The sequence below is a fragment of the Brevibacillus sp. FSL K6-0770 genome (assembly GCF_038000275.1).
Lineage (GTDB): Bacteria > Bacillota > Bacilli > Brevibacillales > Brevibacillaceae > Brevibacillus > Brevibacillus parabrevis.
Map to the genome: position 1 here is coordinate 2957530 of NZ_JBBOBQ010000001.1, position 26317 is coordinate 2983846.

27 protein-coding genes, 1 pseudogene and 1 riboswitch are annotated in these 26317 nt (G+C 51.3%); of the genes and pseudogenes, 20 read left to right on the plus strand and 8 right to left on the minus strand.

From position 1 onward, the window contains the following. Positions 1 to 2 precede the first annotated feature (2 nt). The 4 genes from NST23_RS14155 (at position 3) to NST23_RS14170 (ending at position 4271) form a co-directional block, all read left to right on the plus strand. The gene (locus tag NST23_RS14155; protein ID WP_173599329.1) at positions 3 to 770 is read left to right on the plus strand and encodes a YqjF family protein; all 768 of its coding nucleotides are present in this window, start codon (positions 3 to 5) and stop codon (positions 768 to 770) included. Further along, positions 767 to 1936 (plus strand): Ger(x)C family spore germination protein, encoded by a 1170-nt coding sequence (locus tag NST23_RS14160; protein ID WP_173599330.1) that lies wholly within the window; start codon positions 767 to 769, stop codon positions 1934 to 1936. The genes NST23_RS14155 and NST23_RS14160 overlap by 4 nt, the downstream gene beginning before the upstream one ends. 195 nt (positions 1937 to 2131) lie before the next feature. Beyond that, positions 2132 to 3304, plus strand: a complete 1173-nt coding sequence (locus NST23_RS14165) for an acyltransferase (RefSeq protein ID WP_340963906.1) — start codon at positions 2132 to 2134, stop codon at positions 3302 to 3304. A 67-nt stretch (positions 3305 to 3371) separates the two neighbouring features. Further along, positions 3372 to 4271, plus strand: coding sequence for a DMT family transporter (locus NST23_RS14170; protein WP_173597375.1), 900 nt, complete (start codon positions 3372 to 3374; stop codon positions 4269 to 4271). Positions 4272 to 4492: 221 nt separating this feature from the next. On the opposite strand, the gene NST23_RS14175 is transcribed toward NST23_RS14170, so the two are convergent. Then, positions 4493 to 5800, minus strand: a complete 1308-nt coding sequence (locus tag NST23_RS14175) for an aminotransferase class I/II-fold pyridoxal phosphate-dependent enzyme (RefSeq protein ID WP_122966849.1) — start codon at positions 5798 to 5800, stop codon at positions 4493 to 4495. 179 nt (positions 5801 to 5979) lie between these two features. Here NST23_RS14175 and def point away from each other — a divergent pair, with 179 nt between their 5' ends. The 3 genes from def to NST23_RS14190 all read left to right on the plus strand — a co-directional run bounded on the left by def (position 5980) and on the right by NST23_RS14190 (position 7858). After that, on the plus strand, positions 5980 to 6510 hold the full coding sequence (gene def / locus NST23_RS14180; RefSeq protein ID WP_173597374.1) for a peptide deformylase: 531 nt from the start codon (positions 5980 to 5982) through the stop codon (positions 6508 to 6510). Between the two features lie 39 nt (positions 6511 to 6549). Next, complete coding sequence (locus NST23_RS14185) at positions 6550 to 7560, plus strand: homoserine dehydrogenase (RefSeq protein ID WP_340963908.1); 1011 nt, start codon at positions 6550 to 6552, stop codon at positions 7558 to 7560. A gap of 139 nt (positions 7561 to 7699) precedes the next feature. Beyond that, positions 7700 to 7858, plus strand: a complete 159-nt coding sequence (locus NST23_RS14190; protein ID WP_167470398.1) for a hypothetical protein — start codon at positions 7700 to 7702, stop codon at positions 7856 to 7858. Positions 7859 to 7925: 67 nt separating this feature from the next. Here the strand turns inward: NST23_RS14190 and NST23_RS14195 are convergent, their stop codons facing one another. Further along, positions 7926 to 8645 carry a CAP domain-containing protein gene (locus NST23_RS14195; RefSeq protein WP_173597372.1) on the minus strand — a complete coding sequence of 240 codons (720 nt, stop codon included), beginning with the start codon at positions 8643 to 8645 and terminating at the stop codon, positions 7926 to 7928. Between the two features lie 7 nt (positions 8646 to 8652). Then, positions 8653 to 8811: riboswitch (cyclic di-AMP (ydaO/yuaA leader) on the minus strand. A gap of 84 nt (positions 8812 to 8895) precedes the next feature. Next, positions 8896 to 9243: a rhodanese-like domain-containing protein gene (locus NST23_RS14200; RefSeq protein ID WP_281869196.1), complete on the minus strand. Its 348-nt coding sequence runs from the start codon at positions 9241 to 9243 to the stop codon at positions 8896 to 8898. 428 nt (positions 9244 to 9671) lie between these two features. Here NST23_RS14200 and NST23_RS14205 point away from each other — a divergent pair, with 428 nt between their 5' ends. The 3 genes from NST23_RS14205 (at position 9672) to NST23_RS14215 (ending at position 11627) form a co-directional block, all read left to right on the plus strand. Further along, positions 9672 to 9875 (plus strand): cold-shock protein, encoded by a 204-nt coding sequence (locus NST23_RS14205; RefSeq protein WP_063231283.1) that lies wholly within the window; start codon positions 9672 to 9674, stop codon positions 9873 to 9875. 150 nt (positions 9876 to 10025) lie between these two features. Further along, positions 10026 to 10574: an SDR family oxidoreductase gene (locus tag NST23_RS14210; RefSeq protein WP_280648848.1), complete on the plus strand. Its 549-nt coding sequence runs from the start codon at positions 10026 to 10028 to the stop codon at positions 10572 to 10574. Positions 10575 to 10697: 123 nt separating this feature from the next. Beyond that, on the plus strand, positions 10698 to 11627 hold the full coding sequence (locus NST23_RS14215) for a phosphotransferase family protein (protein WP_173599334.1): 930 nt from the start codon (positions 10698 to 10700) through the stop codon (positions 11625 to 11627). A gap of 49 nt (positions 11628 to 11676) precedes the next feature. Here the strand turns inward: NST23_RS14215 and NST23_RS14220 are convergent, their stop codons facing one another. Further along, positions 11677 to 12120: a hypothetical protein gene (locus NST23_RS14220; RefSeq protein WP_122966843.1), complete on the minus strand. Its 444-nt coding sequence runs from the start codon at positions 12118 to 12120 to the stop codon at positions 11677 to 11679. A gap of 121 nt (positions 12121 to 12241) precedes the next feature. Here NST23_RS14220 and NST23_RS14225 point away from each other — a divergent pair, with 121 nt between their 5' ends. From NST23_RS14225 to NST23_RS14235, 3 genes are all read left to right on the plus strand, one after another. Continuing rightward, positions 12242 to 12727: a hypothetical protein gene (locus tag NST23_RS14225; protein WP_328139540.1), complete on the plus strand. Its 486-nt coding sequence runs from the start codon at positions 12242 to 12244 to the stop codon at positions 12725 to 12727. A gap of 62 nt (positions 12728 to 12789) precedes the next feature. Then, on the plus strand, positions 12790 to 14385 hold the full coding sequence (locus NST23_RS14230; RefSeq protein ID WP_445662489.1) for a catalase: 1596 nt from the start codon (positions 12790 to 12792) through the stop codon (positions 14383 to 14385). Between the two features lie 157 nt (positions 14386 to 14542). Further along, positions 14543 to 16669: an RCC1 domain-containing protein gene (locus NST23_RS14235; RefSeq protein ID WP_340963911.1), complete on the plus strand. Its 2127-nt coding sequence runs from the start codon at positions 14543 to 14545 to the stop codon at positions 16667 to 16669. 50 nt (positions 16670 to 16719) lie between these two features. On the opposite strand, the gene NST23_RS14240 is transcribed toward NST23_RS14235, so the two are convergent. Next, entirely contained in the window at positions 16720 to 17130 is a 411-nt protein-coding gene (locus NST23_RS14240) for a YjdF family protein (protein WP_122966841.1), read from the minus strand. A gap of 268 nt (positions 17131 to 17398) precedes the next feature. Here NST23_RS14240 and NST23_RS14245 point away from each other — a divergent pair, with 268 nt between their 5' ends. Next, a complete protein-coding gene (locus tag NST23_RS14245) occupies positions 17399 to 17797 on the plus strand; it encodes a BlaI/MecI/CopY family transcriptional regulator (RefSeq protein WP_122966840.1) in 399 nt (132 codons plus the stop codon). Between the two features lie 112 nt (positions 17798 to 17909). Here NST23_RS14245 and NST23_RS14250 read toward each other — a convergent pair whose 3' ends face one another. Together NST23_RS14250 and NST23_RS14255 are read right to left on the minus strand one after the other, a co-directional pair. Then, positions 17910 to 18467: a GNAT family N-acetyltransferase gene (locus NST23_RS14250; RefSeq protein WP_122966839.1), complete on the minus strand. Its 558-nt coding sequence runs from the start codon at positions 18465 to 18467 to the stop codon at positions 17910 to 17912. A gap of 195 nt (positions 18468 to 18662) precedes the next feature. After that, positions 18663 to 19577, minus strand: a complete 915-nt coding sequence (locus NST23_RS14255) for a tetratricopeptide repeat protein (protein ID WP_173599339.1) — start codon at positions 19575 to 19577, stop codon at positions 18663 to 18665. A gap of 469 nt (positions 19578 to 20046) precedes the next feature. On the opposite strand from NST23_RS14255, the gene NST23_RS14260 reads away from it, so the two are divergent. The 4 genes from NST23_RS14260 to NST23_RS14275 all read left to right on the plus strand — a co-directional run bounded on the left by NST23_RS14260 (position 20047) and on the right by NST23_RS14275 (position 23397). Beyond that, positions 20047 to 21822, plus strand: a complete 1776-nt coding sequence (locus tag NST23_RS14260) for a putative bifunctional diguanylate cyclase/phosphodiesterase (RefSeq protein ID WP_233454177.1) — start codon at positions 20047 to 20049, stop codon at positions 21820 to 21822. A gap of 166 nt (positions 21823 to 21988) precedes the next feature. After that, positions 21989 to 22447 (plus strand): GreA/GreB family elongation factor, encoded by a 459-nt coding sequence (locus NST23_RS14265; protein ID WP_122966838.1) that lies wholly within the window; start codon positions 21989 to 21991, stop codon positions 22445 to 22447. 115 nt (positions 22448 to 22562) lie between these two features. Beyond that, positions 22563 to 23096 carry a hypothetical protein gene (locus NST23_RS14270; RefSeq protein ID WP_122966837.1) on the plus strand — a complete coding sequence of 178 codons (534 nt, stop codon included), beginning with the start codon at positions 22563 to 22565 and terminating at the stop codon, positions 23094 to 23096. A 13-nt stretch (positions 23097 to 23109) separates the two neighbouring features. Then, positions 23110 to 23397: a hypothetical protein gene (locus tag NST23_RS14275; RefSeq protein WP_122966836.1), complete on the plus strand. Its 288-nt coding sequence runs from the start codon at positions 23110 to 23112 to the stop codon at positions 23395 to 23397. A gap of 8 nt (positions 23398 to 23405) precedes the next feature. Here NST23_RS14275 and NST23_RS14280 read toward each other — a convergent pair whose 3' ends face one another. Beyond that, entirely contained in the window at positions 23406 to 23831 is a 426-nt protein-coding gene (locus NST23_RS14280) for a VOC family protein (RefSeq protein ID WP_173597363.1), read from the minus strand. Between the two features lie 160 nt (positions 23832 to 23991). Between NST23_RS14280 and NST23_RS14285 the strand changes: the two are divergent. After that, positions 23992 to 24111 (plus strand): annotated as a pseudogene (locus NST23_RS14285) (small, acid-soluble spore protein, alpha/beta type); the annotation flags it as partial. 210 nt (positions 24112 to 24321) lie between these two features. Next, positions 24322 to 26274 (plus strand): AraC family transcriptional regulator, encoded by a 1953-nt coding sequence (locus tag NST23_RS14290; protein ID WP_340963914.1) that lies wholly within the window; start codon positions 24322 to 24324, stop codon positions 26272 to 26274. Positions 26275 to 26317: the final 43 nt, after the last annotated feature.

A 26317-nucleotide genomic window follows, 5' to 3' on the forward strand; every position in this document is an offset into this window, starting at 1 on the left:
GCATGAGTCAGGGAATCATTCCGATCAAGGAACAACGACAGCATAAAGGCTGGATGATGACGCAGACGTGGGAGCATTTGCTGTTCGCTCACTGGGCTGTCTCGCCCGACCAGGTGCGCAGCCTGATTCCGGCGGGCCTCGAACTGGATACATACGGTGGGCATGCCTGGATTAGCGTCATTCCTTTTCTGCTGACCGGAGTGCGGCTCCGTCGCCTGTTCCCTGTTCCGTACGTCACTTCCTTCCCCGAAATCAATGTGCGAACGTATGTGAAAGCAGGCGAGAAAGCGGGCGTCTACTTTTTGTCTCTGGACACATCCCATCTGCTTGTGACAAAAATCGCCAAATACTGGTATCGGCTGCCTTATTATCCTGCGCGGATGGACTTTCGCGCCGAGCAAAATCAGATCGATTTTCAGTCCCGGCGCCTATCCGCTCGCGGCGCTTCGCCGGTGTTCCACGGCAGCTACTGGCCTGTGTCGGAGCCAATACTAGCACGGTCGGGAACGCTGGAGCACTGGCTGACGGAACGCTACACGCTCTATTGTCAGTGCAAGCGCACGAACCAACTGCACTACGCCGACGTGTATCATGAGCCGTGGCTGTTACAGACAGCCGCAGCGCGCTTTCGCGAAAATTCGATGCCGATGCCGTTCTCGCTGGACGTAAAGGAGCAGCCCGATTTGATGCTGTATGCCCGCGGGGTTCAAAGCTTTGTTTGGCCGCTGCAGAAGCTGATCTCTTCTACGCAAGGAGAAAACAGCCGATGAAGAAGCGGCTTGCCCTCGTTCTTTGGCTATGCTGTGCCTGTCTTGGCGGCTGCTGGGACCGCGTCGAAATCAATGATGTGGCGCTCGTGACAGCAGTCGCAATGGACTTCGTATCGGATCGCGCTGTGGAGCTGTCTGTGCAAGTATTCGTTCCGCGCTCACTCAGCGGCGGGGATGGAGGAGCAAACGAAGCGATGACGCTGATCCGTTCTGCGGAAGGCGTCAATATTGCCGACGCGATGTCCAAAGTGCAGCTAAAAATACCGCGAAAGGTGTTCTGGGGCCACTGCAAGGTGTACATTTACGGACAAGAGCTGGCCAGGCACGGCTTGGAAGAGTATATCGACTATTACGCCCGCCACCCGGAACCGCGCAACCGGGCTTTTATGTATGTAAGCAAAGGAAAAGCAAGCGAGCTGCTGAAGATTATGCCGCCGCTCGAACGCTATTCGGCGGAAGTCGTGCGCAAGCTGTCCGAACTGGAGGTCGGGCTTGAAGTCACGCTGCTCGATTTGCAGAAAATGTTTGCAAGTCCGACGAATGCGGCCGCCTTGCCGATGATTGACATGATGAAGCCGCCGAAAAAAGAGCGTCCGCAAGCGACCAATCCGTATTTGTTTGGCACAGCCGTGTTCAAAAACGGCAAAATGATCGGCGCTTTGTCCGACCGGACGACGCGAGGGGTGCTATGGCTCAGAGACGAGGTATCGAGCACGACAGTCACGATCAAGATCAAAGACGAGCGAGGCTTCGTGTCACTAAACCCGATTCGGGAAAAGACCAAATTGACACCGCTGATTGAAAACGGGAAATGGAAGATGCTCGTCGATATTGAAACAGAGGGAGACATTGTGCAAAATGGCACAAAGCTGACCTTGAACACTCCGGAGCAAATTGCCCGGGCAGAGGAAGGGATGCGCGAAGACATCCAGACGAGAATCAGGCTGGCCCTCTCCCAGGTACAAAAAGAGTTCAAGGCAGACATTGTCAATTTCGGCCGGGAGTTTCACCGGAAATACCCGAAGGAGTTTGCAGCCGTGCGCGAAAACTGGGACCAAGTATTTTCCGAGCTGGAAGTGGAAACAAAGATCAAGGCTTTCATCCGGCGGCCCGGTCTGATTTCCGTCCCTGGCGGCTTGCCTGAGGCAGAAGTACAAACAAACTAAGATAGGACATGTGCTAAAAGACCGATGTCACGCCACGACGTCGGTTTTTTTGTGTGCGCGAAGGCCAAAAGCGGGATAAACATAGGCTTTTTTAACCAGACGAGTACCCCGTATGCGGACTTGCTTGGCGCAGGCGGGATGGTTATGATGATAGGATGACACTTGTTAATCATACAGGAAGGATCTGGTAGTTTCATGAGTCGCAAAGAACGCATAGCCGAACTGGATCTCATTCGCGGCTTTGCCTTTCTCGCTGTCGTCTATCAACACGTCATCGGCATTTTTATCAGAGAGCAGGGCTTGAGCGAACAGACGGCTATCGTATACGGAATGTTGTTTCACTTGCTAAAATTCGCCGTTCCGGCCTTTATTTTCATCACGGGGTTGGTGTTATTTTACAACTATTGTGAAAAGGTGAACTACATCGGCTTTATGCGCAAGCGGGTAACGGAAATTTTGGTGCCATACGGGATCTGGTCGGCGATTTACATGTCTCTGCAAACATGGCCGCAAGGATGGGAGAGCAGCTTTTTCCGGACGGTGATCAAAAACCTCGTGACGGGAACGTCTTCCTACCATTTATGGTTTGTCGTCATGATCTTCCAGTTTTATTTGCTTTATCCGCTGTGGCAAAAGCTGTTTCGCTTTTTGCATCGTCTCGTCGTGAATCGCACCCGGTTTGTCGTGGTCGGCGCCTTGCTTGCTGTCGTATACGGCGGCTTGATGTGGTTTTCGGCTCGCTACGTTCCGGCGCATATGGCCGACTTTGGCGGCGGGCCGCTTGAGCTGTATATGATCAAATACCGCGACCGCAACGCTTTCTACTACTACTTTTACTTTTTGTTGGGGGGCGTGGCAGCTGTGGCTTTGCCTGCTTTCCGCGCATGGATCGGCAAGCGCTGGATGTGGATTGCGGCAGCGTTTTGCCTGTTGTACGGCTGGATTGGCTACGAGCTGCTTCAGGTGTTTGCCAGCGGAAGCATCAGCCTGAATGTGGCGACATCGCTCAAGCCGTCCATGTTTTTGTATACGGTGGCGTCGCTTCTTGGCGTTTACGGCTTGGCGCTCTTGATCGGGAAAAAGCAATCGGCTGTGACGCATTGGCTCAGCCTTGTCGGCAAGTATTCGTACGGCGCTTATTTGATGCACGCGCTGGTCTTGACTTACCTTATGAAAGCCGTGCGCGGCATCGGTTTGTTTCACACGGGAGTGATCGGCAGTCTGGTCGTTTTTGTCCTGTGCGCCGCTGTTTCGTTTTTCCTGTCGTACGGGCTGGGAAGACTGCCGTTTGGCGCTCTGCTCGTAGGAGCTGCCGAGAAAAAACGGGTGAGTGAACCTGCGAAAAAACAGCTGCCACACGCAGGATGATGGAGAGGATTTCGGCACGTGTGGATGGAACAGTAGTAGGAGCACGAGAGGAGGAAAGAATTACCCCATGCTGTTCGCCTACATTCAGTTGGCCCTATCAATGGCATTGGTAGGAATGAACATTTCCATCGGTAAAGAAATGGTTTCGCACGTGCCCGTTTTCCTGTTTTCCGAGCTGCGGTTCCTGATCGCGATCGCGATTTTGCTGCCGTTGCTCTTTTGGCGTGGCGAGTGGAAGTCGTCCTGGAGCAAGGAAGAGGGGAGCGTCCTGTTCTGGCAGTCGTTTTTCGGCGTCTTTCTGTTCAGTGTTTGCATGCTGTACGGCGTGCAGTGGACGACCGCTACAGCCGCAGGGATTATTACGAGCACGGTTCCAGCCTGCATCGCTCTGTTTTCCTTCTGGATTCTCAAGGAAAAGCTTCATCTGAACAACATGCTGGCGATTGCCCTTTCCGTGGGCGGAATCAGCCTGATTACGTTTACGGGAGGAGCACAGGAGCAGTCGCTGGCGAGTATGCTGGGCAACCTGCTTGTGTTTTTGGCTGTCGTCAGCGAAGCGCTGTTCACGATTTTTGCCAAGCGCTTGTCAGGCAAAATTACCCCGTTTCAGATGACCGCTGCGATCAACGCCATCAGCTTTGTCATGTTTTTGCCGTTTGCGATCTGGGAGGCGGTTCGCTTCGATTGGGGAGCCGTACCGGCCCATATATGGTGGCTGTTGCTTTATTACGCGGTTACGGCGAGTGTGCTCTCGTTCTTCCTCTGGTACAACGGAGTGGCGAAGGTGGAGGCATCCAAGGCGGGCTTGTTTACCGGAATGATGCCGATTAGCGCAGCGCTCGTTGCCGTGCTGTTTTTGAACGAAGCGTTTACGTGGATGCATGGGGTCGGGATGGTTCTGGTGCTTGCCTCGATTTTTGTAGGAACGCAGCGGATTCGGCGTACCGAGACGAGAATAGAGGGATAATTCAGTTTGTTGAAAAATATGAATAAGCCGCGGCAGGGGTTGACCTAGCTGGGCGGAGTCGTGGAGCCGTGATTGGCGGCGCGAGCTTTTCGATCCTAGACTGGATTTACGCGTCAGGCTTTCCGTTCATCGGGCTGGTGACGCTCGTGGAAAAACAGCAGAAACATCGCGGCGGACAAGAAAAAAGCGCTTTGGCTAGGGGGCCAAAACGCTTTTTGTGCTTATTTTGCCACTGCTTTTTCCAAGTCTTTGACGCCGCTGTAGATCAATTGGAACAGATCGTCGATGTTGTCCTCTTCGATGCAAGAGAAAGCGATGCGCAGATCGGTTTGGCCGAGAGCGATCGTACCTACGCCGTACTGTTCCAGCAAGTGCTGGCGCAATGCTTCCGCTTCGACGGTTTTCAGCTTGAGGCACATGAAGTAACCGGAGTTGAACGGATAGTAGCCCCAGGCGTCGTCGAATTTGCCGCTGTCGAGCAGTTGCTTCACGCGGTTGGCGCGGCCTCTCATGATTTCCAGCTTCTCCTGTTTTTGTGCCTTGAACTCAGGAGAGGTGAGAGCTTGCAGGACGAATGTTTGCGATGGGTGAGATCCGCTGGAAATGGTTGCGCGGATAATGCCCAATGTTTTTTGCTCCAGCGCGGCGAGCAGGTCGCTGGAAGGAGCTGCATATGTGATAAAGCCGACGCGGAAGCCCCAAACGTATTCTTCTTTGGTCGCGCCATCTACTTTAATAGGGAGGATGCGCGGATGTACGTTTGCCAGGCTAGGGAACAGCGACTCGTGCATGGAGTCTTCGAAGAACAGGCCAAAGTACGCATCGTCTGTTACGGCTACGATGTTGATGCCCGCTTCTGCTCCTTCCTTGAGCGCTGCCACGATTTGACGGCCTTCTTCTGCCCCTGGCGTGTACCCTGTCGGGTTGTTCGGGAAGTTCAGGACGACAATCGCTTTTCCTTTATCTTTTTGCGCCAAAATCGCTTCACGCAATCCGGAGGCATTAAACTTCATCTCATCGTTATACAATGGATAGTAGACCATTTCAGCACCGCGACGGATGGAGAAAGTCAGCTCGTAGTTTTCCCAGTTTTTGTCCGGGATGATGACGCTGTCGCCGTTGTCCGCAAACAGGTCTGCAACCACGCTCAGGCCGTGGGTCAAAGCGTTGGTGACAATCGGATTGCTGAACGTCAGGTTCGCCAGCGAAGGCTGTTCCTCCATCATTTTTTGCCGCCATGCTGCACGCAGCTCAGGCTTTCCGGCGGGAGGAGCGTACTCGTACAAATCTTTTGGCGCATAGGCCGACAGATTGTCTTGAATCACTTTCAGGTGCATCGGTTGGCCGTTTTCCAGGGCGATCCCGATTGTTGCATTGTATTTTTTCGCTTTTGCTTTCGCTTCAGCCGATTGGCTCAGAATTCCTTCTTTTGGAAAGTAAATCAGCTTGCCGATGTTGGACATCATCTCAAAAACGTGTGGATTTTCCCGCTGAATCGTCTCATTCAGCTGTGATGCCAGTGAATGCATGGTAGCCTCCCTCTTCCTTTGGAACATCTGTTTATCATCAACAATAAAGATAGCGCATCTACATGCATTTGTCATCTAGCAGGCAGGGATTTTTCAGATTTTTGAACGGATTCTTTTGACAATGGGTGAAAACGTTTGCTACGTTGTAAACACATAGAGGGGCAGGAGGGATTGTACCGATGGCAGAACGGAGTATCGTTCTATTAGGGAATCCGATTTTGCGCGACAGGTCGAGAAAAGTGACATCCATGACTCCCCAGACAGAAACGACTTTGCAAGACATGAAGCATACGCTGTACGCCAAAAAAGGACGGGCCGGATTGTCGGCTGTGCAAATCGGCGTTTTGCAGCGGCTGGTTGTGCTGGATTGCGGCAGCGGCCTTGTCGAGCTGATCAACCCGGAGATTGTGGACGTGAGCGGCGTTCAGATAGGTCCAGAAGCTTGCCTGTCGATTCCGGGGGTGATCGGGATCGTGAGTCGGGCACGCTCTGTAAAAGTGCGGACAGAGACGCGCAGCGGCGGGAAGCACGTCTTTGAGGCAGAAGATTTTTTCGCGCGTTGTCTTCAGCATGAGCTGGATCATCTGGAAGGAATTTTGTTCATCGATCATGTAGAAGCACTGTACTCTGCGAAAACGGGCAAACAGCTCAGGCCAAAAGACGCCAACGCGATCCTGGCATACAGAAGAGACGTCTACCGACAAGCATGACAAGCGCTTGATGTTTTGCGACAACAAGGAGAATGACAAATGAAGCGTTGGAACATCGTATTAACAGGGTTCGGAACCGTAGGCAAGCAAATCGCGCGACTGCTGCAAGAACGTAAGGACCGTTACCGCCAGTTGTACCAGGCTGACGTCAGGCTTGTCGGCGTCGCCCGCTCAATTGGCGGCTTATACGATCCGCATGGACTTGCGGAAGAGGGCTTGAACGCATTTGCGCAAGAAAAGAAAGCGGCTGCTTCGGCATGGAACGCCGAAGCATGGTTGGCGAAAACAGAAGCGGACATCTTGATCGAAGCCGGGCCGTCCGATGTCCAAACGGGAGGAGCGAGCCTTGGCTTTATCCGCCAGGCGCTTACAAAAGGAATGCACGCCATTGCCGTGTCAAAAGGTGCGCTCGTCGTCGATTACAGCGGCTTGTCCGCTTTGGCAAAAGAGCAAGGCGTCCAGTTGAAAATCAGCGGGGCGACTGCGGCGGCTTTGCCGACCATCGACCTGTTCACCTACAATTTGGCTGGCTGTGAAATCAGGCACGTAGAAGGCATTTTTACCGGAACGACCAATTTTGTGCTGACGAGCATGATGGAAGAAGGGATCAGCAGCGAAGAGGCGATCCGGCGGGCGCAAGCGATGGGAATCGCAGAGCCTGACCCGACATATGACATCGAAGGCTTTGACACCGCATCCAAGCTGACGATTTTGGCCAATGCTGCGTTCGCTGCTCCAATCAAGCTGTCCGATATTCCGCGGGCCAGCGTGCGCGAGGTGACACCAGAACAAATAGCGGAGTGGAAACAAAGCGGGCTTGTGCCCAAGCTGGTCGGGACGATCAGGCCGACTGCGGACGGGATTCAAGCGGCTGTAGAATTGAAAGCGGTTGAAGCGAGTCACCCTTTTTCCCGTGTAAAAGGCACTACGAAGGCGATTCGGGTAGAAACCGATGTGATGGGAGAGGTGATGGTGGTCGGCGGGAAGTCAGACCCTGTAGCAGCGGCAGCCGCAGCGCTGAAAGACCTGGAGCATATTCTCAGCAAGTAAAAGCGCAGTTCCTAAACGGCAACAGCTCTGAGCAAGCTTCGTCTCTTTTCCAGCGATCGGCAGGCATGTATTTGCTGCTTTCACGCGCATACTACCGATGTACCACAAACTATCCAAATAGCGGCGAGGGGGCCATACGATGAAGCAATCATCTGATGTCAATGCCGAACTGCAACAAGTTTCTGCCTATCCGACCAAACAGAAGATGAACCAAAAGGATGTCGCTCTGTTTGACGAGCAGAAAGGTTGCGGCTGCACCCCCGAAGCGAAAAACGCGGCAAATACGGAGCAAGGCTAGCTCCACACGAGAAAAGCCGGGTCTCTTTGTGCGAAGAGAAACCCGGCTTTCGTGTGAAACGATTGTTTTATCCGATAAATTCTTGAACCCAGTAGCCGTTCGTGTATCCGACACCGATTTTGGTAAAGGCCGGGTTCATAATGTTTTTGCGGTGGCCATCACTGTTCATCCATTGCGTCATGACTTCTTCAGGGCTGCGTTGACCCATGGCGATGTTCTCGCCCGCAGTCATATAAGAGATGCCAAACTGCTTCATCATGTCAAATGGCGAACCGTACGTAGGGCTTGTATGGTCGAAGTAGTTGTTGTTCGACATGTCCGCTGCTTTTGCAAGTGCCACTTTGGACAAAGAAGCGTCCATCGTCACGGGAGCCAGTCCTGCTTTGGCGCGTTCCTGATTGACGAGATCAGCGACTTGCTTGGCGAAATCTCCTGTTTTAGCCTGGTCAGCTTGTCCGGTTGGAGCCGCAGGTGTAGTTGCAACTGGTTGTGCAGGTGCTTGCGGTGCTGTTTGCGCTGGTTTTTGTACGGGCTTTTGCACTGGCTGCTGCTGAACAGGTACTTGCTTTACTGGTGGAACAACAACCTGATTTTGCTGGGCATTGGATGCAAAAGGCAATTGTCCCGCATATGGAATCCATTGATAGGAAAATTGATATGGTGTACTGTTACCGTTTTTCAACGGGCAGTTTGCGGAAGTTGCAGCAGAAGCAGAAGTAGTAAATCCGGTCAAGGCCAAGCCCAATCCCAGAGTCATGGCGATGGCAGTAGCTCCAAAACGTTTCATATTCACATCGTCTCCTTTTTTTGGCCTACGAGGTTAGTTGTCGGATTCGGGTTGAGGAAACAACCCTACGCTCCTTCGAGCGATTCACCCCATAGCGGATTTTGTTGACCCGCGTAAAAGATCCCCCGCACTTCCATTCGTGAGGAAGTTTCGGCGTATTGGTTTGGCATGACCCAGAATATCAGACCATCCCGCCCGAAATAAAGGAGTAATATCTGCCAATCTGCTGGAAACGTTGGTGCTAGTGCGTTTATTTCGCTTCGTCTTCGTCGTCCTTCCACGCTGTCAATCCGCCGAGCAGCGCTTTTGCCTCATATCCGTGCTCGCGCAGCAAAGCTGCCGCTTTTTGGGCTTTATTTCCCGTTGTGCATACAGTGATGATCTGTCTTTCTTTGACGGCCCGTTCTGTTTCTTCATCTAATAGTTTGTCGCCCTGCGCAAGCATGTGCACGTATGGAACATTTCGCGTGTCAGCGAATTTGCTTTCCACACTGCCTGTCTGAAATTTGGCTTCGTCGCGAACATCAAGGAACAAAATCGGGGTACCCTTTTCCAAAAGTTGCTTGATTTCTTGCTTTGTATACACTTCTTTTGACATGAATCATCCCTCCAGAACCTTAGTGTATCAGGTGAGAAACGGGCCGTGTAGCATCTAAATAGTTGATTATAGCGTATTTGTATGATAGAATGATAGTATTACTTGAATAATTAAGCCTAATTCATCGAGGTGCATAATGATGCTGATGGATAACGTTTTTGGATTCCCGATTCACACTGGCGCGGTCATCGGAGCCGCAAGGATGGGAGAGAGGAAGGGCTTTCGTCGTTTTAGGTTTTCAAAAAGTTTTGGTTTTAACATGGCAGTTCCGTCCTATGACACTTTCATATTGTCGAAGTAGAATAAATTCACATATCATGAAGGCGTATTGCAATCAGATGTTGGAGTATTTCTTCATGATATGTGAGCTTTATTTGCCTCGGTAAATATGACTGCATATTCAAATTGACTTTTGGAGGTTTTTTTACATGCAATCGAACGGAACAGTTAAATGGTTTAACGCAGAAAAAGGTTATGGCTTTATTCAAGTAGAAGGCGGAGACGACGTTTTCGTACACTACAGCGCAATCCAAGGTGACGGCTTCAAAACTTTGGAAGAAGGTCAACGCGTTCAGTTCAACATCGTAACTGGCAACCGTGGCCCACAAGCTGAGAACGTAACAAAACTGTAAACCTCCTTTATAAAAGAAACTGTCCTGAGTGGGCAGTTTCTTTTTTGTGTCTGCGGGAACGAATTACAGAAACGGATTGTTTACATACGCTCCTTTGGTAGCCATGACGAGCAAATTCGTCGCCATGAATTTCGGTGTGTACGGCATGTCGTGTTCGAGCCACAGGTCGTGGAAAAAGCAGTCGCCACTTTTGGCAAAGTAGACGTACTGGTCAACAACGCTGGCGTCAGTACGGATCAAAAGCTGGAACAGTTCGACGTGGAGCAGTGGAACAAAGTGATGAGCATCAACTTGACAGGCTGCATGCTCGGGATGAAATACGCGGTGCCGGAAATGAAGAAAGCGGGCGGCGGCTCGGTCATTCACATCTCGTCCATCGCTGGCTTGGTTGCCCTGAACTACACGAATGCGTATACGGCGGCAAAAGGGGCGCTTCGCTCGCTTGCCAAAGCGTCTGCTGTCGAGCTGGCTCCAGACAACATCCGCGTCAATTCCGTTCACCCGGGAATTATCGTGACGCCGATGATCCAGGAAACGCTCGATCACGGGGCTGGACAAATGTTTGAAAGGGGAACGCCGTTGCCGCGATTGGGCAAACCGGAAGATATCGCTTATGGTGTCCTGTATCTCGCTTCTGATGAATCCAGCTTCGTAACAGGTACAGAATTGGTCATTGACGGCGGTTGGACAGCCCGATAACGATAACGAAAAGACAAGGCGTTGGGAGATGCATCCCGGCGTCTTTTTTCTCTACCCATACACGCTTGTTCTCCCGTATAATCGAGAATGCTGTCTTTCAAGCAAGAACGGGGAGGGAACAAGATGGAAGAATGGTTGGAATCGCTGCAAAAGGCCGTTCCGCTGCTGCAACAGGCTGTGAGCGTGAACGAAATCAAAAAAGGACATTCCGCAGACAAAAAATACCGTGTCGATTTGCCAGAAGGGCGTACTGTGGTGCTCCGAGTCGCAAGCGAGCAGCAGGCTGAGCAAAAAGCGCAGGAATTTGCTGTCTTGCAGTCGCTTGCGTCGTATCCGATCCGGGCTTCCAAGCCGCTTGCTTTTGGCGTGCGAAAAGAGCTGGGGATTTGCTACATGCTCGTGAGTTACATCGAGGGCGAGGATGCCAGAGATCGCTTGCCTTTTTACACGGAAAGCGAACAGCAGCAGACAGGATTTTTGGCGGGGCAGGATTTGGCAGCCATGCATCAGCTTGCGGCTCCAGCGGCGATCCCGCCTTGGATAGACCGATGCGTGCAAAAGCATCGCAGGTACGTCGAGGCGTATCAAACGTTCTCGCCACCGCTTCCGTACGGAGACAAAATCTTGGCTTACATTGAGCGGCACTTGGCCTGTCTGGAAGGACGGCCGAACCAGTTTTTGCATGACGACTTCCATGTCGGCAACCTGATTGTCCGCGATGGCACTTATGCCGGGGTGATCGACTTTAATCGCTACGATTGGGGCGATCCGGTTCACGAGTTTGTGAAGCTGGTTTTTTTCAGCAAAGAAGTGAGCGTTCCGTTTTGCAACGGTCAGTTGGCCGGGTATTGGAATCATCAGGAGATTCCGGACGAATTTTGGACCTTGTTCAACGTCTATACGGCAATGACCGTTTTCTCCTCCATCATCTGGACCAAGCGAGTTGTGCCCGAGCAGCTGCCGGACATGATCGCGCGGGTCAATCTTATCGTCGAAGAGTACGATGCTTTCGAACGGCGCACTCCGCACTGGTATAAACGGATCGAAAAATAAAAAAGAACTATGGCAACTACCATAGTTCTTTGGGAAAAGGGTGCGACAATTACAGACAGTGGCTGTCGATTTCTACAGTAAGCAGCTGGCTAGGAAGCACAGACAAGCCAACTACTTGACCGCCGCCGACAGACGTACGTCCGTAAGTTGTCAGAAGGACATTCTCGGCGTTGCCGTTACGGCCGACAATCAGGCGCACTTCGTAGTGGTTGGTCGCAACAACAGTTGCGTTCAAGGCAATACGAGTGTTGGCTGCAAGGGTTTGTGTTACGTCGAGAAGCGTACCTACTGGATTGGTTTGTGTGACAGCATCGCCCCAGTTCAATACTTGCACACGCACCTCTACAGGTTCGTCGTTGAGGTTGACCAAGTCGATGTGAGCGGTAAGAGCAACGTTCAGGTTGTTTTGCAAAATACCTGTTGTTCTCACCGTCGTTCTGCGATGATGGCCTCCATCTCTGTCGTGTGTGCTTGCAAACTCCATTTCAGACATCCCAGATCACTCCATTCTTCAATCTTAACTGATGGGACAATATACAATATTACGTCTTGTCTCCTTTTGTAACGGCGAACGTAATGGGACGAGTAACCATTTCTGATAGAAAGCGGTGGAAATGTTGAAAGAAGCTTCCATATTCAAGCAATTAGACTATTCGGCGCGTTTCGAATGGGGATATGACGGGGTGGAGGAGCTGGCGGGCCACTCTGATATTCTAGTAATCATCGATGTGCTTTCGTTTACGACCTGCGTCGACATCGTGTGCGGGCGAGGCGGAGTCGTCTATCCGTATCGCACGAGAGACGAGACAGCGGCCTTTTTTGCGCAAAAGCAAGGCGCCTTGCTCGCGGGCAAACGCGGCGAGCCGCTTTCTTTATCTCCGTCCTGTCTGATGACGCTTCCAGAAGGGAGCAAGATCGTTTTGCCGTCGCCATGCTGTACGACTGCGGCTCAGGCTGGGAGCTTGCCGCGAGGGGATTTACAGAGGATGTCACCCTTGCTGCTCAATGGAAACACACCCAGACCGTGCCCGTGTTACGCAGCGATCTCGCCTACGAAGCCTCCCGTTAATTCCCGCTTTTCTCTGCTTGTTCCCGCATAAAGACTCCCTGGTTCGGAAACCATTCTCATGAACGAGCGAGAATTTGGACAGGGAGGATGAACATGGAAAAAGACAACCAGGCCACGTCAGGCAAAGCAACGGAAGAGGAGCTGCTTACGAACCGCCAAGGTCATCCGATTACCGACAATCAAAACATGCGAACCGTCGGGAACCGCGGCCCTACTGTTCTGGAAAACTACGATTTTCTGGAAAAAATCACGCATTTTGATCGGGAGAGAATCCCGGAGCGTGTCGTGCACGGGCGCGGTGCCGGAGCGCACGGATACTTCGAAGCGTACGGGACAGTCGGGAATGAGCCGATCGCCAAGTACACGAGAGCAAAGCTGTTTGCGGAACGCGGGAAGCAGACTCCGGTATTCGTGCGCTTTTCCACGGTTATCCACGGTGCGCACTCGCCAGAGACATTGCGCGATCCGCGCGGGTTTGCCGTGAAGTTTTACACGGAAGATGGCAACTGGGACTTGGTCGGAAACAATTTGAAAGTATTTTTTATCCGCGATGCGATGAAATTCCCTGACCTCGTCCACGCCTTCAAGCCAGACCCGGTGACGAATATTCAGGATGTGGAGCGGATTTTCGACTTTATTTCCAACACGCCGGAAGCGATGCACATGATTACGTTTCTCTTTTCACCGTGGGGCATCCCGGCGAACTACAGGCAAATGCAAGGCTCTGGCGTCAATACATACAAATGGGTCAACCAGGCGGGCGAGGGTGTTTTGGTCAAGTACCATTGGCAGCCGCTTTCGCAAGGAATCAAAAACTTGACGCAGAAGGAAGCAGAAGAAATACAGGGGAAAAACTTCAATCACGCGACACAGGACTTGTATGAAGCGATTGAGCAAGGGAACTACCCGGAGTGGGAAATGTGCGTGCAAATCATGAGCGACGACGAGCATCCCGAGCTGGATTTTGACCCGCTCGATCCGACAAAGCTGTGGCCGGAGGATCAGTTCCCGTTTTTGCCTGTGGGAAAAATGGTGCTGAACAAAAATCCGCAAAACTATTTCGCGGAAGTAGAGCAGGCGTCTTTTGGGACGGGCGTGCTCGTCGACGGTCTGGACTTCTCGGATGACAAGCTGCTTCAGGGCAGGACGTTTTCCTACTCGGACACGCAGCGCTATCGGGTAGGGGCCAACTACTTGCAGCTGCCGATCAACGCTCCGAAAAAACACGTTGCGACCAATCAGGAAGGCGGCCAGATGCTCTACCATGTGGACCGCCAACAGCCGCATATCAATTACGAGCCGTCCACGCTCGGCGGGCTGCATGAAGCAAAGCAGGGCGCTCCCGACCATGAGCCGACGGTGTCAGGAAAGATTGTCCGGCAAAAAATTGACCGCACGAACGATTTCAAACAAGCTGGCGAGCGCTATCGGCTGCTGGAAGACTGGGAAAAGGACGATCTGATCGCCAATTTGACCGATGCCTTGTTGTCCTGTGATCGGCGCATTCAGGAAAAGATGCTCGACTACTTTTTCCAGTGTGACGAGGAGTACGGCGCACGCTTGAAGCGAGGCATCGAGCAGGGTGGTCAAAATGCCGACAACGGACACGGCGGGCCGATGGGAGCGACGAATCCGGGTGCTGGCGTGCGCCAGGCCGAGGAAGACGGTCATGCTGCGGAGCCGTATTAATTAGCAAGCAAGACGATCCCCCCCCTTTGCTTCGCCACGGAGCCAAAGGGGGTTTTTATGGGAAAATGTTCGGGAAGATACCGTTACTTTTTTTGCCAGTAAACGTCTAACCAAGTATTGTCTCCATAAATCCAAATAATGGTGGTGTCATGAGCACGTGTGGAATCGGAATCAACTCAAGGTGCTGGCGTGCAGCGGTTTGACTTTTGTCCTCGTTGCTTCTGGGAGCGTGCAGGCAGAACAAACGGCCACGCCAACGACTCCGGCGCAAAAACAGGCCAGCGGCAGTGGTGCAGCAGCCGACAAAGCCAGCGAAGTAACGATGAAGGCATGCGGCAACATCGCGCAAAAGACTGCGCAAGCAAAGCCGGCTGCAAGCTCTCCGGCGGTTTTACAAGAAGCGACCGCCTTGTCCGGCATGGAGAGAATTGCGACGGACAACATTTTTGATGGAGCGGGGTATGGCTGGCGTCCTGGCATCTCCTACGCTTTTGACAACCAGGGCAACGTCTGGGGTTGGGGCGTGCAGGGAGAAAAGGACGCAGATTTTCCGCAAAAGCTCGCGGGATTGCAAAATGTCAAAGAAATCTCCGGAGACCATGCGCTGACGAAAGACGGTCAGGTCTGGCGGCTGAACGACATGGCACAGCCGGAAAAAGTGGCGGGGTTGGATCACATTCAGTCGATCAGTGAGTTAAATGGAAACGAAGGCGTGCTCGTACTGCTCAAAGACGATGGGACCGTGTGGACGTGGATGCAAGGAGAGAGCAAGCCTGCCCAGTTGGGTGCTTTCGCCAAGGTGACGCATATATACGGTTCGTCTTTTTCCTTGTTTGTGTTGGAGCAAAACGGCAAGCTGTACTACGTCAGCGGCCAGGGGCAGGAGCTGAAAGCCGAGCTTGCACAGTTGGTGAATGTCCCGGGGGCGGTCAAGCAAATCGCGCTTGATTACTCTGATCGTGCGCTGATACAAACCACAACGGGCGAGGTGCACGTGTTTGACCCGGATGAAAACAAGCTGACGCGTGCTCCGCGCGAAGCCGACGGTGCTGTCAACATGGCAGTGGGTGGCGAAGGGATGTACTTGTTCAGCAAAAAAGACGGCACGGTCTGGGGCTGGGGAAACAACACACTCGGCATGCTTGGCGAAAAGCAGCCGAATCTCGTAAACGTACCTGTGCAAATCGCAGGCTTGCGCGATATTGTTGACATTCAGGCAGGCACAGATCACGTGATCGCCCTGCAAAAATCCGGACACGTATATTCATGGGGCAGCAACATGACGGGACAGCTGGGCAGATTGCCGCATCTGCTCACGGAATGGACGGAGATCGGGGAGTTGAAAGACGTCCGGCAAGTGAGCACGGACATGGGCAAGCCGTTTTTTGTCCGCAAAGATGGCACGCTTTGGGGCATGAACGACAAGCTTGTGCCTTATCAGGTGCAAGGCCCCAAAAATATTCAGGCAATCACCAGCATTTTGAATACAGCGGTAACTGTGGATACAGCGGGGAAAGTCCAGATGTGGACAGATGATTTTGCCACCTGCCAGGAATTGTCCTTGTCTGCCCCTGCGAAAGACGTGGTGGGAGGAGAAAGACGATTGCTGGTGCGTTTAGCGGACGATCGGCTGTACACAGTCGAGTTGCAGCACGAGTTTGTCGAAAAGCACGGCATTTACGAGCCTGCGAACATCAAAATCGGCAAGGCAGAAGCCGTTCAGATCGATCCGGCTGTCATTTCGCAAATCACCAAGCTGTACGCCAACGCGTATACGTTCCTCGCGACAACAAAAACCGGGGAAGTGCTTTATGCAGAGCAAACAGCCAAGCAGCCAGCATTTGTCAAAGTGCCCGGTGTAAAAGGAGTGCGTGAATTGGCTCCGCAATATTTTGTCCGCTACACGACGGAAGATGTTTCTGTCTATGCGATGACGGATTCGGGAGCGGTTGCGGAGCTGCAATTCCAAGTCGATCGCGATGGCGACGAGTGGAAAGTGGGGAAGGTTGCAGTGTTGCCAAAGCTTGAAGAAAACATCGCCTTGGCAAGTGGGAGACTGAGAATAACGAAGGATGGCGAGCTGTACGAGCACGACTGGAATGAGCTTGCCAAAAAACGCGTTCCCCGCCCTGTCCGACTGGTAGCTTCTTCGTACGATTACGCGATCGAGGGGCCGGGGTCCCACTATCACGTGCTCGTGACCGAAGATGACAAAATCGTTGTGATCGGCTACAATCCGTACGGCCGAAGCTCGCTTGAACCGCAGCTCGTCCAAACGAAATAAAAAAACTCACGCTCCGTGCAAAGGAGCGTGAGTCTGCGCGCAGGGGAAAATTATTTGCCTCTGTGCTTTTCTTTTGCTTTCTGGACTTTTTGCTGCCACTTTTGTTCTTGCAGCTCGAGCTTTTGCTTGCGACTTAATACTTTCTTCTCAACCTTGCGCGCTTCCCAGTCCAGCTTGATCGCTTCCTGGGCAAAGGTGGAAGCTCCTTTTTGCCGCAGCTCTTTTGCCACTTGACGAGCCAGCCGCTTCGGGTTGATCTTGGTCGCAACGGCTGCTTTTACTTGTACGGACTGTCTTGTGTCATCCAGTCCGGGCAACAGACGATGCAAGACGAAGTCAAGCACCTCGCCGTCTTTTGGCTCGGAACCAAACAGAAATCTGCATGCTGTCAGCCGCGCATTTTCCACATGCTCGACCACGCCAACCCAAAACTGTCCATCGAAATAAACGGTTAGTTTCACCCAAACCGCCCCCTCTGAAAAATTCAAGAGTGTCGGACATCCCGAGGGGGGAAGGTTACTGACAGAGACACGCGCGCATGTTCTGCGCCCGGACTACCAACCGGGAACTGTGTTTTTACACTCTTGCTGTTTATTATCGTAGATGACGGCGCTGTTGACAATCATCTTCATAAAAAAAGGAAGAGATTGGTTGACAGCAAATTTTTACAAACGTAATATTTACTTATGAACGACTTTTATGATCGTACAAGAAAAGACAGGTGAGAGCATGAATCCAATTCCTAAAATTTCGGAAGCTGAGTGGGAAGTCATGAAGGTGATATGGCAGGAGCATCCCGCAACGGCTGAGCAAATCATTGAACGCTTGCCTGCCGATATCGAATGGACCGAACCAACTGTGCGCACTTTTTTGAATCGGCTGCTGAAAAAGCAGGCCATCGGCTACGAAAAATCGGGACGCAGCTATTTGTACTATCCGCTCGTTCAAGAAAGCGACTGCAGGCGCGTGGAGAGCGAGTCGTTTCTGAAAAGGGTGTTCAATGGAGCTGTCGGAACGATGATGACCAATTTTTTAAACGACGTTCGCCTGTCGGATGAAGAAATTGAGCAGTTGCAGAACATTCTCAAGGAAAAACGGGCGCAAAGGGACAAGGAAGATCAGCGGTAACAGGAGTGGATCTGGGAATCGTGCCCGTTACTTCCAGACAATAACTAGGAGCTGTCCTTGTGGCAGCTACACGCGAGCCATTCGATCAGGGCAAGCCGGGCGCGGCATAAGCTCAAGCGGACGGCGTGCCCGGGTACCACACGCCGAGCCACTGTTCGGCGCCGTAGTCCTCGAACCGCTCCACCTCGGTGAACCCCAGCTTCGCCGCGACGCGCATCGCAGCCTCGTTGGCTGTCTGGGTGGAGAGCACCACCGGCTCGCCGGGATGCGTGTGGGCGAACCAGTCGAGCGCCGCTGCGCACGCCTCGGTGGCGTACCCGCGGCCCCACGCTTGCGGCAAGAACATGTAGCCAAGCTCGGGCTCTCCGCCCTCTGGACGGATGTGACCCTTACGCTCCGGGGCGCGCCGATCGAGCGTGATCATGCCAATCGTTGTTCCGTTGCGCTCGACCACGAAGAAGCCGAAGCGCTGCCCAGGCACTTCAGGCAGCGCGCGCTCAAGCTCGTCGCGCGGTCGGGAGCCGCCGACATAGGCTCCCACCTCTGGTGAGGCGAACAGGTCGATCAGCGCCGCCCGGTCCCGGGCCTCGGACTGGCGGAGCAGGAGCCGCTCGGTCTTGATCGGGGCAGGTGGCCAAGCGACGGGGTGCACGGTGATCTCATCTGGCATGGTGTAATCTCCCTTCTCTATTATCATTCATGTATTCTTCCTTTTTCACGAAGCTCCTCTTAAACAGAAACCCAGTAAAACGTACCGAAGCTACTCCCGCCCAAAGGCTAGGGATTACAGATAAACGATTCACAATCGAGGATATAGTCTATTTAAAATGAGTAACAGTTATTGGGCTGCCACATTGTAGCTCATTTATTCTTGATACTCTGGGTGATTATGTCGTTTACATCCGAACAAGTAACAACCCGTGCTCATTGAAGTATTAAATTTCAATGAGGGGATATAGCCAGATGAAATTTGTTCAAACATTTGCTCATATTCTTTTTTATCATCAATCAATTGCCTGATGTTTTTTTCTTTATCACTTTCGGTCCAATCTTCGTTACATATATCTTCATAAGCTTCTTTTATTTCCTCAACTTTTTGTTGAATTACTTCATTCAGGATGTCACGAGCGCGGGTTGCATTTTTAGTATTAAGCAATGCATAGACATACCGACTAACCCAGTCTGGTGTTTTCCAATAGTTTTTCCAACCTTTTTCAAACCAATGAACAGAATCCTCAAAGCAACTTAATTCAAGATATAACTCGGCCACTTCGACAGTTCCGACAAATTCATCATCATCTTCAGAAAATGAGTCTAATTTATTCTTCGCTTCTTCATTTCTCCCAAGTTCACTCAAGCATTTAACATGGCTGTACAATGCGTAATCGGATTTTCTTGAACATTGAAGAAAAAAGTCTGAAGCTTCTTCTAACTGACCAAGATGATATTTCGCAACTGCCAAATTATTATAAGCTTCATTCGAGGGGTGAATTAATATGGATTGGCACAATACATCTGAGGCTTGTTTCCACATTTCCTTTTCGATATAAATTTCCGCTAGTATGTTATAGGGGAAATGGGATGAGGGAGATAGTGCAATAGCCTCTTTGATTAATTTCATGGCTGTTTCCTTGTCGCACTCCTCATGTAAATATATCCATGCAAGGTTATTTAATGACTGAACATTACGTGATTCTCTTACTGCTTCATGGAAAAGTCTGAAGGCTTCTTCATATTCATGTCTTTCTAGACATTCGATCGCTTTTTGATTAGTACTCAACGAACATTTTCCCCTTTAATATAGTAGTAATTGAATGTAAAGCAGGTAATTACTACATGCCTACCAGTTACCCAAATTGCTTATTTTATGATTGAGTTCGTTACAGCTCCAATTATACCCTGAATTTGTTTGAATATAGAAACGAAAAGAGCATGCTCTTTTATTTGTTCATTTCAATTTTCTACTCCCATACGGAACCCGTTAAAAAGAAGTCTGCACGCCATTTTGCTGATTTCTTTTTATTTTTGTCATTTTGTAACAATCTAGTTCCACGAATGGATAAACATGGGAAGAAATCGGGAGGGATTTGTTGAATGGTGTCGAAAAGATAGGCAAGACAATACGGCATGAGTCCAGAAATGATATGGTTCAGGCAGCAAAGGAGTTTTGTGGAATGGAGCATTTCTCACACGACGATTTTTCCCGCATCTCTTTAGAGGGGAATCCAGAAGTTTTGGCGCAAATGAACATGATCAATTTGACGCAAAGGGACCTGGAGCTGATCGCAGGGCTGCGTCCTTTGGTCGTGGCGCAAATTGAGCACATCACGGCTTCTTTTTATGAAGCGATCCTTCATGTCGATTCGCTCAAAGAAATCATCACCAGCCATACGACAGTGAACCGCCTTCGTCAAACGCTGTCCAACCATCTGATCGAGATGTTCGACGGCTACATTGATGAGGCGTTTATCGAAAAACGGATGCGGATTGCCATGGTTCACCAAAAAATCGGGCTGCCGCCGAAGTGGTATATGGGATCTTTTCAAAATCTGCTCAGTGCCTTGCTGCGAATCGTCGATGACTTGAAAGACACGCATCCCGACTGCCCCGCCCTCGCACAAGCGGTGACGAAGCTGCTCAGCTTTGAACAACAACTCGTGCTGGAAGCGTATGAGAAACAGACGCGCGAGGAAGAACAGCGGGCAAAAGTCATTATTGAATACCAGGCGCTCCATGACGATTTGACTGGATTGCCGAACCGGAGAATGCTGCACCAATCCCTCCAGGAAACAATCGACCAAAGTGCGGAGGCCGACTCCCGTTTTGCTGTTCTCGTGCTGGATATCGACCGCTTCAAAATGATCAATGACTCTCTCGGACACACCTACGGAGACCGCTTTTTGCAAGAGGTGAGCAACCGGATTCGCAAAAGCACGGCAGGATTCGACGTTGTCATCGCACGGATGGGCGGAGACGAGTTCACCCTGATTTGCAAAAATGTGCAGTCTGATCAGGCGTTTGCCGAGTTGGCTACGCAAGTCGTCAAAGAGATCGAGATTCCGTATCGTCTGCAAAGCAATGATTACTACGTCTCAGCCAGCATCGGGATCGCCGTCTATCCCGATCACGGAACAGGCGTGGAGCAGCTATTGAAAAATGCCGACACCGCCATGTACGAAGTGAAGAAAAACGGCAAAAACGGCTTTCAGTTTTTCTCGAATGAACTGGACAACCAGTTGCTCTTGCGGATCGAGCTGGAAAGCGATTTGCGCAAAGCCGTCAAGCAAAATGAATTTATTTTGTACTACCAGCCGCAAGTACGTGCGTCGAGCAATGAAATTATCGGGGTAGAGGCGTTGGTTCGCTGGAATCACCCGACGAAGGGCATGCTGTCGCCAGGCATCTTCATTCCAGTGGCAGAAGAAACCGGACTGATTTACGATATCGGGACATGGACGCTCAGAGAGGCATGCAAGCAAATGAAAAAGTGGCATTCCGCAGGAGGCCCGCTGATTCCCGTATCGGTCAATTTGTCCTCGCGCCAGTTCCATCAAGCGAATCTGGTGGAATACATCCGCGATATTTTGCAGGAAACCGGGCTGGAAGCGAAGTATTTGGAGCTGGAAATTACCGAGAGCATGATGATGGACGCGGATTTGTCCACGGAAATTCTCAACAAGCTGAACGACTTTGGCGTCAAGATCAGTCTGGACGACTTTGGAACAGGATACAGCTCCCTCAGCTATTTGAAATTGCTGCCGATTCACAAACTCAAGATCGATCGCTCGTTCATTACCGACATCACGCAAAATACGAGCGACCAGGCGATTGTCGCCACGATTATCTCGATGGCGAAGCATTTGAATATGGACGTCATCGCGGAAGGAATCGAAACCAAGGGCCAACTGGATTTTCTCACGGAAAATGCTTGCAAGGAAATCCAAGGCTATTACTTCAGCCGACCATTGCCGGCAACCGAAGTCGAGGAGACTTTCTTCGTCCCTTACAGACAAACGCTTTTGTAAAGACGACTTTCCACAGGATGCATGGAATGGAATCATCTTGCAATTCCTGATACAATAAACTTGAGTCCCTTCGGGGGCTATTTTTCTAAGGAGGTATTTTCCATGAGGGAGAACCAAGCGTTCATCAAACTCGTCTATGAAAAACAACTGGGGGGTGACATTTATTATGAACCCTAGTATTTTGCAAGGTACGAGAAAACATTTGATCAACCAGCTTGTTTTTTTCGATGAGCAATATTCGCTCTTTTTTGACCATTATGTGCGCGATTATGGAAAAGAAAAACAAACGGTAGACGAAATGATCCAGCGCTACAAGCAGACGCTGGAACAGCTGCTCGCCAAAGACGACAGCGAGCTGTTCACGTCGCTGAAAGCTGTTACTTTGCTCGGCAGCAGTGTGAAAGTTTTATTTGAAGAGGATGACTTTGAGGAATCATTCACTGTGGTCTATCCCACAGATATTGATCCGGATAACAACAGAATCTCATTCTTGTCGCCCATTGGCAGGCAGCTGCTCATGGCTGCTCCGCGGGATTCCGTTGTTCTGGAGAGCCCGGTCGGCAAGCAGCAGGTGCATGTGCGGGAGATAAGCTTTACATATATGAGTGATTTTTCAGCACAGTAGACGGCGTGAAAACAGCTTGAAAAGTGAAGAGGAAAGGCGCTAACGTCTCGGTTAGTGTCTTTTCTTTTCCAATGAGGGAAGATCATTTTCGATGATGAGGGAGGAAAGGGATCAGATGACAACAGAAGCAAACAAAGAGGGCGTGCAAATTCCATGGCAACGCTTGACCACGCCTTACGGGAGAGGAACAGAGCTGCCTGCCTTGATCGAGCAGGGCGCTTACGGCGAAATCGGCCAGCTCATTGAGCATCAGGGTACGCTATGGCAAGTTACGCCATGGGTTTTGTCTGTTTTGTTGCAGCAGTTGAAAACAAAGCAGCCAAGCGAGGTAAGCTTGAACGAAATCGTGCTGTACAAAGCGGTGGTGGAGGCGCTGGAAGGGCATCCACTCGCGGATGCTGTCCATGTTCCGGATATGACGATGCTTTTGGACGAGGCGTATTTATGGCCGGAGGATGAAGAGGAGGACGAGGAAGCCTGGGAAGAAGAGCCGGCGGGATATGCCGAGTTGCCGTTTTCCAGCTACTATTACTACAGCTATCTGCTTTTGCAAGAAGCAGTGCCGACCTTCGAGAGAGTCGCGCAAGAAAACGAGGAAATCGTTGATCCTGTTTCCCGGCTGATCGAGATGATCTCTCAACTGAAATAAGGAGGGTAAAGCGATGGCGTTTCGAGCGGCGTGCCCTGCTTGCAACTGCGCTGGAGAGTATGATTTGCTGCATAGCTTGAAGCAGACAGAGCTTGGCTGGCAGCTTTTTTGCGAGCTGTGCGGGGAAAGCGTGATACACTTTTCCACAGAAGAAAAAGAGCAGATTTTCAAGGCGATGCAGTTGACAAAGGAGTATGTGCCGGATGTAATCAATGCCTATGGTGAGTTGAATGTGAAGGAGCTATCTTCCCGCGTGGCGTTTGGCGCGATTGCCAAAAAAGAGACAGAGGATAAAGCTTGATCCTCTGTCTACTCCGTCGGGCAATCTTCGTAATTGAACTGCCACTCGATCCCGAATTTGTCGACGACACTTCCGTAGCATTTGCTCCAAAACGTTTCTTGCAGCTCCATGCGGACGGTGCCGCCTTCTTTTAGCTTGGCGAAGTAGCCTTTCAGCTCGTCGAGATTTTTGCTGATGATCGCCAGGCTGATGTTTGTCCCAGCGACATACGGCATTCCTGGAAAGACGTCGGAAAACATCACCCGGCTGCCAGCGAGGACGAGGTGCGTATGCATGACGCGGTTTTTCGCCTCTTCCGGCATCTGGAAGTTCGGATCGGGCGGCGTATCGCCAAAGGTCATGATTTGCGGGGGTTCCGTGCCGAAAACTTGCGCGTAAAACAGGACAGCTTCCCGGCAGTTTCCATTGAAGTTAAGGTAAGCGTGTATCGGCATAATTCATATCCTCTCTACATAATTTTTCCAACCATCTTTTAGGATGGGGTCGTTTGCTGGCAAATATACGTGGAGGACGCACAGGAGGAACAGATATCATGATTGTTATACCTATCGTTGTCCTGCTGTTTTTTCTGTTTTGGTGGTTGTACCCGCTTGTGCAGCCGAGTTTGGTGTCGTTTTGGGTGCCGAGACAACATCGCGTCAAAACGGTTCGGTCGGTGGCGAAATGACCAAGCGGCTCGTGCAATTCGCCGAGCAGCAACTGTTCCGCCCGTAGCTTCCTTCCAACATCACATACGGAAAAAGGCGATCTCGCAAGCTGGCACACTGGCTGAGGGGATCGCTTTTTCTGTTTGGGCAACAGGTGAAGGGGAAGGCGAAGGCAGCGGGCAATCATTGATAATGAGAACCATTTTCATATATAATGAAGCCAAATACAGCCATCTAGCGGCGTATCGCAAACAGGTTGAAGGAGTGAGCAGCTGCGATGCGGGTCAGTGAATCATTTGTGCTTTGGAACCATGCTTCTCTGAAAATATTGGACGTTCGTTACTTGGCTTTGTTTCGGGAAGAGGCAAGCCGTGCCTGGCAGCTTCCGGCCAGCAGCTTTTTATTTGCGACCAAAGGGAGAGCCGAGATTTGGCTCGATGGACAGAAGCATCCGGCCCAGCGCTTTTACATGCTCCACGGCGGAAAAGGCGCCAGGCTGCAGATTTGTCCGCTGGAGGACGTTTTCGAATATTATGTGATCTACTACAAAGCGCTGCTCCCTTTGCCGATGAACCAGGAGCTGATCGCCATGCTGGAGCGGCAGAGGCCGTTTGATGCTGCGTACGGCTTTCTCCCGGAAAAAGCGGTGTGTCTGTTGCAAAACATTCAGCTGATGCACGAAGAATGGGAGAAACGGAACGGACTGGAGCATTTTCATGTGCGGGCGCTTTTTTATCAAGTGGTCTACGAGCTTTTGCGGCAGATGCACAACCCATCGTTGTCGCGTAAGCCGAATGATTTGGCTGCTCAGGCGCTCGGATATATCCAGGAAAACTATGCGCAACCGCTCTCGCTCGAAGTGCTCGCCGAGCTGTTGGACAGCAGTCCGCGCCATTTGTCGAGACTGTTCAAGCAGCGGACGGGCAGCAGTCCGATCGAGTACATGATTTCGCTGCGGATGGAAAAAGCGAAGGAGCTGCTCAGGCGCACAGAAGCCAGTTTGCAGGACATTGCCGAAGAGATCGGCTATCCGGATCGGTACTATTTTGCGAAAATGTTCAAACGGTACACGGGAGCATCGCCGATCCGGTATCGCACGGAACAGGCAAGGCGCGATGAGACATCGAAAATGGCGCGATATGACATTGAGGCAGGTAGAAGCCGCGTTTATAGTGATAATGGTTATCATCATCGTCACGATAAAGGGGGAACATTCATACCTATGCGCTACAGCAACAAATCTTCTTTGGCAACCATCCTGTTTTTGTGCTTGACTCTGATCCTCGGCGCTTGCTCTGCACCGACTACTACAAGCACGGCCAATCCGGGTGCGGAACAGCCGCAGGTAAACTCCGCAGCGTCAGCTTCGACCTCGAACCAGCCAAGCGCAAAGCCGGCAACAAAAATCGTCTCTACAGCCAAAGGTGACGTGGAGATCCCAGTCAATCCCCAGCGCGTGGTCGTCTTTTACTTGCTTGGAGACGTGCTCGCGTTGAACGTAAAGCCAGTCGGCATCTCTGACGTCCAGAAAGGAGCCGCTTTTGAAAAAGAACTGGAGGGTGTCCAGACGCTCGGAACTTGGTTCGAGCCCAATCCGGAGGCGGTTTTGGCGCTTGATCCCGATCTGATCATTGCTCCTTCCGAGAAAATTTACCAAATGATGGAAAGGGTCGCGCCGACTGTGTATATCCCGTTTGACCGCATGACAGTGGAAGAACGTCTGCAAAAGCTCGGCGAAGTGCTGGGCAAGGAGGGCGAATCGAAGAAACTGCTGTCCGACTTCCACGCAAAAGTAGCGGAGAGCAAGAAAAAGTTGGGGGAAGCAGGCATTTTGGACAAGACGGTGAGCATCATGGAGGGCGGAAAAGGCAATATGTCCGTAGTCAGCAGCAAAGACTACGGGCGCGGCTCGCAAATCGTCTACGAATACTTGGGAATGAAAGCCCCGGCTATTGTGCAGGCAAAACTGGACAAGCCATCTGGGGAAGCGACAGCAGAAAGCGTTTCGTTTGAGGTGCTGCCCCAATATGCGGGTGACTTTGTGTTCCGTTCGGCGTATGAAGGAATGGTCGACTTGTCCGATAACAAAGTGTGGAACAGCATCCCGGCCATCAAGGAAGGCAGGCTGATCGAGATCGACTTCGGTTTGTCGTACTACAACGATATTTACTCGCTGGACAAGCAGCTTGATTTCATCGTCGACAGTTTGTTGAAAGCGGCGAAAAAATAATCGTTTTGCAAATTCATAGGCTAGTGAAAAGCTGTCGCCAGGC

Bases quoted from the DNA above. Each gene is read 5' to 3' on its own strand.
- NST23_RS14155 (WP_173599329.1), top strand. From the start codon at position 3: ATGAGTCAGGGAATCATTCCGATCAAGGAACAACGACAGCATAAAGGC.
- NST23_RS14160 (WP_173599330.1), top strand. From the start codon at position 767: ATGAAGAAGCGGCTTGCCCTCGTTCTTTGGCTATGCTGTGCCTGTCTT.
- NST23_RS14165 (WP_340963906.1), top strand. From the start codon at position 2,132: ATGAGTCGCAAAGAACGCATAGCCGAACTGGATCTCATTCGCGGCTTT.
- NST23_RS14170 (WP_173597375.1), top strand. From the start codon at position 3,372: ATGCTGTTCGCCTACATTCAGTTGGCCCTATCAATGGCATTGGTAGGA.
- NST23_RS14175 (WP_122966849.1), bottom strand. From the start codon at position 5,800: ATGCATTCACTGGCATCACAGCTGAATGAGACGATTCAGCGGGAAAAT.
- def (WP_173597374.1), top strand. From the start codon at position 5,980: ATGGCAGAACGGAGTATCGTTCTATTAGGGAATCCGATTTTGCGCGAC.
- NST23_RS14185 (WP_340963908.1), top strand. From the start codon at position 6,550: ATGAAGCGTTGGAACATCGTATTAACAGGGTTCGGAACCGTAGGCAAG.
- NST23_RS14190 (WP_167470398.1), top strand. From the start codon at position 7,700: ATGAAGCAATCATCTGATGTCAATGCCGAACTGCAACAAGTTTCTGCC.
- NST23_RS14195 (WP_173597372.1), bottom strand. From the start codon at position 8,645: ATGAAACGTTTTGGAGCTACTGCCATCGCCATGACTCTGGGATTGGGC.
- NST23_RS14200 (WP_281869196.1), bottom strand. From the start codon at position 9,243: ATGTCAAAAGAAGTGTATACAAAGCAAGAAATCAAGCAACTTTTGGAA.
- NST23_RS14205 (WP_063231283.1), top strand. From the start codon at position 9,672: ATGCAATCGAACGGAACAGTTAAATGGTTTAACGCAGAAAAAGGTTAT.
- NST23_RS14215 (WP_173599334.1), top strand. From the start codon at position 10,698: ATGGAAGAATGGTTGGAATCGCTGCAAAAGGCCGTTCCGCTGCTGCAA.
- NST23_RS14220 (WP_122966843.1), bottom strand. From the start codon at position 12,120: ATGTCTGAAATGGAGTTTGCAAGCACACACGACAGAGATGGAGGCCAT.
- NST23_RS14225 (WP_328139540.1), top strand. From the start codon at position 12,242: ATGTTGAAAGAAGCTTCCATATTCAAGCAATTAGACTATTCGGCGCGT.
- NST23_RS14230 (WP_445662489.1), top strand. From the start codon at position 12,790: ATGGAAAAAGACAACCAGGCCACGTCAGGCAAAGCAACGGAAGAGGAG.
- NST23_RS14245 (WP_122966840.1), top strand. From the start codon at position 17,399: ATGAATCCAATTCCTAAAATTTCGGAAGCTGAGTGGGAAGTCATGAAG.
- NST23_RS14250 (WP_122966839.1), bottom strand. From the start codon at position 18,467: ATGCCAGATGAGATCACCGTGCACCCCGTCGCTTGGCCACCTGCCCCG.
- NST23_RS14260 (WP_233454177.1), top strand. From the start codon at position 20,047: ATGATCAATTTGACGCAAAGGGACCTGGAGCTGATCGCAGGGCTGCGT.
- NST23_RS14265 (WP_122966838.1), top strand. From the start codon at position 21,989: ATGAACCCTAGTATTTTGCAAGGTACGAGAAAACATTTGATCAACCAG.
- NST23_RS14270 (WP_122966837.1), top strand. From the start codon at position 22,563: ATGACAACAGAAGCAAACAAAGAGGGCGTGCAAATTCCATGGCAACGC.
- NST23_RS14275 (WP_122966836.1), top strand. From the start codon at position 23,110: ATGGCGTTTCGAGCGGCGTGCCCTGCTTGCAACTGCGCTGGAGAGTAT.
- NST23_RS14280 (WP_173597363.1), bottom strand. From the start codon at position 23,831: ATGCCGATACACGCTTACCTTAACTTCAATGGAAACTGCCGGGAAGCT.
- NST23_RS14290 (WP_340963914.1), top strand. From the start codon at position 24,322: ATGCGGGTCAGTGAATCATTTGTGCTTTGGAACCATGCTTCTCTGAAA.